The organism is Bacteroides fluxus YIT 12057 (assembly GCF_000195635.1).
In the GTDB taxonomy this organism is placed as follows: domain Bacteria; phylum Bacteroidota; class Bacteroidia; order Bacteroidales; family Bacteroidaceae; genus Bacteroides; species Bacteroides fluxus.
This window is the reverse complement of the sequence record NZ_GL882644.1, coordinates 141,456-148,971: the sequence shown is the minus strand read 5'-3', so window position 1 is coordinate 148,971 and position 7,516 is coordinate 141,456. Positions and strand designations below refer to the sequence as shown.

The following is a 7,516-nucleotide window of genomic DNA, read 5'->3' as shown; positions in this document are numbered from 1 at the left end:
TGGGGGGAGGCTGCCCGGAACCCCCTTCCCTTACTGCGCCTGGAATGAGAAATCAATATACATATATTCTTCTACTCACATAATTTTCTTATTTTTGTTTGAAGAAAAAGAAAACTTTATGGATAAGATTAAAATTGGATTGGCTGCTTATGGAATGTCGGGACAGATATTTCATGCTCCGTTTATTTCCTGTAATCCCCATTTTGACTTGGTGGCAATTACGGAACGCAGTAAGAACCTGTCTTGGGAGAGATATCCGGACGTCCGTATCACTCGTAGTTTTGATGAATTGATTGGTATGGATGAATTGGATATGGTAGTAGTCAATACACCAGATGTAACCCATTATGACTATGCCCGCCGTGCCCTTGAAGCTGGTAAACATGTAATTGTAGAAAAGCCTTTTACGATGACTGCGGCGGAGGGTGATGAACTTGTTTCTTTTGCTGCAAAGAAGGGGTTGGTGTTAAGTGTTTATCAGAACCGGCGTTGGGACTCTGATTTTTTGACTATAAAGGAAATTCTGGCCAAAGGACTGTTAGGGCGTTTGGTAGAGTTTGAATCCACTTTTTCTCGTTACCGTAATTTTATAAAGCCGAATACGTGGAAGGAAACAGGAGAAAGTGGTGGGGGACTGACCTATAACTTAGGTGCCCATATCATTGACCAGGCGGTTCAGTTATTTGGCATGCCTGAAGCTTTGTTCGCTGATATAGCTACTTTGCGTGACAATGGTAAGGTAGATGATTATTTTGTGATTCATTTCTTAAAACCGTCCGAATATCCGGGGGTGAAGGTTACATTAAAAGCAAGCTACTTGATGTGTGAGGCTGAACCGCGTTTTATTCTCCACGGAACAGAAGGCTCTTATGTGAAATTTGGCCTTGATCCTCAAGAAGCAGATTTGACGAAGGGATTATTGCCTAATACTCCACATTGGGGTGAGGAGGATCAGGACTTTTGGGGAATGATTCATACAGAAAAAGAGGGCAATGTCTTCCGAGGAAAATATCCTTCTCTTCCCGGCAATTATGGTGCGTTTTATGAAAATATTTATCAGCATCTCTATGGGGGAGCAGTTTTGCAAAGCCATGCGAAAGAAGTGGTGGGAGTAATACGTTTGATAGAAGCTGCCAAGAAAAGCAGTCGTATGCAGCGTGTTGTGTCACTTGCGTAAATATGCTTTTCCTTTTTATTGGGGCTGCATAAGTTTTACATACGTAAGCCGTGTATATTTATTGTTTCCTGCCATGTAGTTTCGTGCTACACGTGCAGAAGCTATGAGCACGGTTTCTCCTGTTCGGTATGCGTGTTCAGCGGAGGGAACTTGGCATGATTCCCTGCTTGCGGTACGGGCGGTTACACGAAAGGTTATCAGATTTCCCGATGCATCTTTTAGCTTCAGAATCTGGCGGACGTAAAAATAAGGGGTAGTTCCTTTGACATGTGTTTTATAGGGATCGTCTTCCAGGCGGACACTGATGACGGTTAAAGTCAGGTTTTCTATCTTATCCCCTTCTTTGCCTAAGAAACGGTTAGCCACATGTTGCCTGGCTTGGCGCTGCTGCATATCTATATAAACGGAATGATAGATTTTGGCAATCTGCATAAAACGTTCCTGCTTGGGGATACGCGGCATAAATTTGAAAGCTATCCATGTCAGATAGGCGGGATCGATTCTTAGGATTTCATGCAGGAAATGGCCGTGATATTTTCCGAATGAAATAAGGTCATCCCCATTGCTTTGCATACGCTTGGCATTGTAATCCACCACTAGCAGGCAGCGGGGAGAGTAATAGCATATAGTGCTTGCTATCCGCAGCGATTCATGAATATCCGTAGATAGGTCATGGATGTAAAAGATGGAATGGCGTTCCGACAGAGGTGAATATATCCATAATGAATATTGGGGGTGTCCGGGGCGCGGCAATGCCACAAGATAGGTACCTGCTTCCTTGAAAGAGGCTCTTCCCTGATTGTATGCATTTAGTTTACTATACAATAAGTCTTGTTCTGCCTGGGATATACCCGGAATAATCGGATTAGCCATGCATTTCCAGTTTCCTCAAATATAAGGAATTTATGGCAGATATGCAAGCTATGACGGAAGAAATCAGAGTTTGCCCTCTTTTAGAACCGGATCATCAGTTCCAATACAACCTTGTCCTGTTCCGATTCTTTGGCAATGCTGTTCTTGGCATAGAAATACTTCTCGTAGTTTAATCGTAAGTCTGTGCGGAATGCCTTGCTGAGACTGAAAGTGACACCGCCTGTCAGACGTTGCCGTTTATAATCGGTAATCACTAATTCACCCGTTTCCGAATCAGTGGTTTTGGCATCGCTTTGGTCGGTCATCATATCGTAACGTAGCAAGAAAGATATTTTGTTGAATACCTTGCGGAGTGGCAAGTCGTAATTGACAAAGGTATTTACGGCTTGAACATCTTCGAAAGCGTTGTCCGAATATTGCTTATATAGATATTCTCCTTCGATGTGGAAACGGTCGAATTCATAGTAAGCCCCTATGTCATAGGACTGCATGCGTATCTCTTCCGGTTGGATGCTCTGTACGCTTAAGGTAAGATTCATGCCTTTGGTGAGGAGGAACTGTGCCTTGGCGGAGTAGTTTATCTCTTTGTGCCACACTTTCTGGTTGGTGAGGCCGGAACCGTTGTAAAGTCCTCCTTCTATGGTGACAGGCATGTCGGTAGGCAATGTATATCCCAGCGTCAGACCTACGTCACGTACATTTCCCACCTGTTTGGCTATGAACGACCGGTTGGCAAAATATTGTTGATGGGGTGACCGGTGGGCATCAATGGTAAAAGGCACACGCATCTGACCGGCAGTTACAGTGAATCCTTGTATCGGGAAAAGCCGTGCATAAGCGTCCAGCATCTTGATTTGCCCTTCGTCCGAGAGGTCTATTTCGGCTTTGTAAGCGACGATGGGGAGAATATTCCCTGTAACACTGATACGTGCATTCCGCACTTCGAAACGTCCGGCTCCCATGGTTGTCTGGTACTCGTATTTGGAACGGATGGTTCCATGTATTTCCGGCAGATAATCCTTTCCTTCCAGCTTTTCTTTGTTTATCTTCTTACCATCTTCATTATTCGTAGAATCTTGAGCATTTGCTGTTAATGACAGCAAAGCGAAAAACAGCATCAGTGCCTTTTTTTTCATATTTTGTTGTTGTCGATTGATTTCCGGCTGCAAAGTTCGGACATACATGTTGTGTTTTCGTGTCATATCTATTGCATTCCTGTTACAAAAACAGAAAAAGAACGTTTGGCATCAATGATAATACCGGTGAATATCCTATTTTTCTGTATATGAAAGGTATTTTTATTATCTTTTTTCATAAAATATCCACGGAATCATGTATTTTTGCAAAATATCAACCCTAATTACTAACTTTTTATGAAGAAAATTCTTAGCGCATTGCTTTTTTGCAGTTTTATTCTGCCAGTTGGGGCAGAAAATGGTGACCTTCTGAAAGGCTATCAATATGCTGCCATTGAAGCTCCTGAAGGCAACGAATGGGAATCTCCCGAACGTATAGCCTTGAACAAAGAACAGCCTCATGCTGTTTTTTATCCTTTCGCCGACGTGACATCCGCACGGAAGGTACTGCCCGAAAACAGCACGTACTGGATGAGTCTGAACGGTGACTGGAAGTTCAACTGGGCACCCGATCCCGATAAACGTCCGAAGGACTTTTACCGGACAGACTATGATGTGACCGGTTGGGATATTATTCCCGTACCTTCCAGCTGGAATATTTACGGCGTTCAGAAAGACGGTACTCTGAAATATGGTACACCTATTTATGTCAATCAGCCTGTCATCTTCCAGCATAAAGTGGCGGTGGACGATTGGCGTGGAGGCGTGATGCGTACTCCGCCTTCCAATTGGACTACGTACAACTGCCGCAATGAAGTAGGTTCTTACCGTCGTGAGTTTACCTTGCCCGAGGATTGGGAAGGCCGTGAAGTATTCATCAATTTCGATGGAGTAGATTCCTTCTTTTACCTGTGGATCAACGGAAAGTATGTGGGCTTTTCCAAGAATTCCCGCAATGTCGCCAGCTTCAACATTTCTCCTTATCTGGTGAAAGGGAAAAATACGGTAGCCGCTGAAGTTTACCGTAGTTCCGACGGTTCGTTCCTTGAGGCTCAGGACATGTTCCGTTTGCCGGGTATCTTCCGTACGGTGGCGTTGACTTCCGTTCCGAAGGTGCATGTGCGCGATTGGGTAGTGACGCCTGATTTGAATACCTCTTTGGATGAAGGTACATTGTCCATTGAAGCCGATATCCGTAACCTTGACAAGAAAGAAGCCAAAGGTTATAGCATGGTTTATTCACTTTACGCCAATAAAATCTATTCGGATGAGAATACCTTGGTGGCTGCCGGTGCAGCTACTGCTGCTGTCACTCCTGTGGCTAAAGGTGAGATTGTTTCCTGCCGGGCCACTCTTACGCAGAAATCCCCTATGTTGTGGTCGGCCGAGAAGCCCTATCGCTATACGTTGGTGGGAGAGCTTAAAGACAAGAAAGGACGTACCGTAGAGATCATTTCCACTTATATCGGTTTCCGTAAAGTAGAGATAAAAGATACTCCGGCTTCCGAAGACGAATTCGGGCTGGCAGGCCGTTATTACTACATCAACGGAAAGACAGCCAAACTGAAAGGGGTCAATCGCCACGAGACGAATCCCGCGGTGGGCCATGCCATCACTCGCGAGCAGATGGAGAAAGAAGTCATGCTGATGAAGCGTGCCAACATCAACCATGTCCGCAACTCCCATTATCCGGATGACCCGTACTGGTATTACCTTTGCGACAAGTACGGCATCTATCTGGAAGATGAAGCGAACCTTGAATCTCATGAATATTATTACGGAAAGGCTTCGTTGTCCCATCCTATAGAATGGGAGAACGCACATGTGGCCCGTGTTATGGAAATGGTGCACAGCAACGTCAACCATCCGTCTATCGTAATCTGGTCCTTGGGTAATGAAGCAGGTCCGGGCAAGAACTTTGTGACCGCTTATAATGCATTGAAGGCATTCGACCTTTCCCGCCCTGTCCAGTATGAGCGTAATAATGATATCGTAGATATGGGTTCTAACCAGTACCCTTCCATCGCATGGACGCGCGAAGCTGTAAAAGGCAAGTATAACATCAAATATCCTTTCCACATCTCTGAATACGCCCACTCTATGGGTAATGCCTGCGGTAATCTGGTAGATTACTGGGATGCCATTGAGTCAACCAATTATTTCTGTGGCGGCGCCATCTGGGACTGGGTGGACCAGGCTATGTATAACTATACGTCGGACGGAAAACGCTACTTGGCCTATGGCGGTGACTTCGGTGATACGCCTAATGACGGGCAGTTTGTGATGAACGGTATTGTCTTTGCCGACCTTGAACCCAAGCCTCAATACTACGAGGTGAAGAAGGTGTACCAGCATATCGGTATCAAGGCTTTGGACGTACAGAAAGGCGATTTCGAGATATTCAATAAATATTATTTCAAAGATTTGTCGGAATACCAGGTACGTTGGTCGCTTTATGAAAACGGAAAGGAAGTGAAGGACGGTCAGCTATCCATCGGGCAGGTTGCTCCCCGCAGCCGGGTGACGGTTCATGTCCCCTATGACTATCAGGCATTGAAACCCGGAGCTGAGTATTTCGTAAAAATCCAGTTCCAGCTGAAAGAAGCTGCACCATGGGCTGCACAAGGCTATACAATGGCGGAAGAGCAGATAGCTTTGAAACAGGCAACCGGTTTGCCCGCACTCGGTGAGGCAACAGCGTCTGCCGGTAATTTGGCTGTAGATAAGACAGATGCCCGTCTGACTACGGTTAAGGGTGACGGTTTTGAGGCTCGTTTTGACATGCAGACCGGAACTGTCTATAGCCTGAAGTATGGCGACAAGACTATTATATCCGATGGCAACGGTCCCCAGCTGGATGCTTTCCGCGCCTTTACCAATAATGATAACTGGGTTTATACAAGCTGGTTTGAGAATGGATTGCATAATCTGAAGCATAAGGCTACGAGTGGCAAGGTGATGCAACGCCCGGACGGTGCCGTGATACTGGCGTTCACTGTTGAGTCACAAGCTCCGAACGCGGCCCGTATTCTTGGCGGAACTTCCAGCGGAAAGAATAAGATAGAAGAACTGACCGGACAGAAATTCGGTGAGAATGACTTTAAGTTCACTACCAACCAAATCTGGACCGTTTACCGTGACGGTTCCATCGAGTTGCAGGCAGGCATTGCTTCCAATCGCTCCAGCCTGGTGTTGCCCCGTTTGGGCTATGTGATGAAAGTACCCGGAAAATACGAGAACTTCACCTATTATGGCCGTGGTCCTGTTGAAAACTATCCGGATCGTAAGACTGGGCAGTTTATTGAATTGTACCGCACGAAGGTAGCCGATGAGTTTGTCAACTTCCCCAAACCGCAAGATATAGGCAATCATGAAGAGGTGCGTTGGTGTGCATTGACCGACAATGCCGGATGCGGCGCGCAGTTTATTGCTGACGGGCAGATGTCGGTGGCAGCTCTGCAACATTCGGCTGTCGATATGATTCTTGCCGGACATCCTTACCAGCTTCCGGCCGCTACCGATACTTACCTGCACCTGGATTGGGGAGTGACCGGTCTGGGTGGCAACAGTTGCGGCCAAGGTGGTCCGCTGGTGCACGACAGGGTGTTTGCCGGACAGCATTTCTTCGGATTCACCATCCGGCCGGCTTCCCAAGACCTGTCATCTGCGGCTTTGGTTTCGGCAGGTGGAGAGATTCCCTTGAATATCATCCGTGACAGAAAGGGTGAAGTGACGATTGTCGCTCCCCGGGAGGATGTTGAAATCTGCTATACGCTTGGAAAGAACAAGAAAGTGCAACAGTTCACCGCACCGATTCCAATGCGTGACGGAGGTACCATTACAGCTTGGTTCAAGTCTGCACCGGAGCTTAAGACAGTGATGACGTTCGACAAGATAGAGAACATACAGGTGGAAGTGGTGAATGCCAGCAGCCAAGAGTCGGGTGGTGGAGAGGCTTCCCATCTGGTAGATGGTGATTCGGGTTCTATCTGGCATACCATGTACTCGGTTACTGTTGCCAAATATCCGCACTGGGTCGATCTGGATGCCGGAGAGGTACGTACCATTAAGGGATTCACGTACTTGCCCCGCCAGGACAGCAGTAACGGTAATGTAAAGAATTACAATATCCAGGTCAGCATGGATGGACAGAATTGGAGTGAACCGGTTGCTCAAGGCAGTTTTGCCAACGACCGCAAAGAGAAAAGCGTTCATTTTGACAAACCTGTAAAAGCGCGTTTCGTCCGTTTTGTTGCTCTTAGCGAACAATCCGGTCAAGATTACGCATCGGGAGCCGAATTATCTATTTTGGCAGAATAAAATAAAAAAAAGGAAATAGTTCAGTGAAGGCATGCTAAAAAGGCATGCCTTTTCTGTTTCTTCTCCTTGA

4 protein-coding genes are annotated in these 7,516 nt (G+C 46.3%); 2 read left to right on the top strand and 2 right to left on the bottom strand.

The window, feature by feature from the left end; genetic code table 11:
- The first annotated feature begins 118 nt into the window (after positions 1-118).
- The gene (locus tag HMPREF9446_RS11205) at positions 119-1,177 is read left to right on the top strand and encodes a Gfo/Idh/MocA family oxidoreductase (RefSeq protein ID WP_039969142.1); all 1,059 of its coding nucleotides are present in this window, start codon (positions 119-121) and stop codon (positions 1,175-1,177) included.
- A gap of 15 nt (positions 1,178-1,192) precedes the next feature.
- Here the strand turns inward: HMPREF9446_RS11205 and HMPREF9446_RS11200 are convergent, their stop codons facing one another.
- Positions 1,193-2,050, bottom strand: coding sequence for an exodeoxyribonuclease X C-terminal domain-containing protein (locus tag HMPREF9446_RS11200; RefSeq protein ID WP_009125770.1), 858 nt, complete (start codon positions 2,048-2,050; stop codon positions 1,193-1,195).
- Between the two features lie 80 nt (positions 2,051-2,130).
- Entirely contained in the window at positions 2,131-3,186 is a 1,056-nt protein-coding gene (locus tag HMPREF9446_RS11195; protein ID WP_039969187.1) for a porin, read from the bottom strand.
- Positions 3,187-3,423: 237 nt separating this feature from the next.
- Between HMPREF9446_RS11195 and HMPREF9446_RS11190 the strand changes: the two genes are divergently transcribed.
- Positions 3,424-7,446, top strand: coding sequence for a glycoside hydrolase family 2 TIM barrel-domain containing protein (locus tag HMPREF9446_RS11190; protein ID WP_009125768.1), 4,023 nt, complete (start codon positions 3,424-3,426; stop codon positions 7,444-7,446).
- Positions 7,447-7,516: the final 70 nt, after the last annotated feature.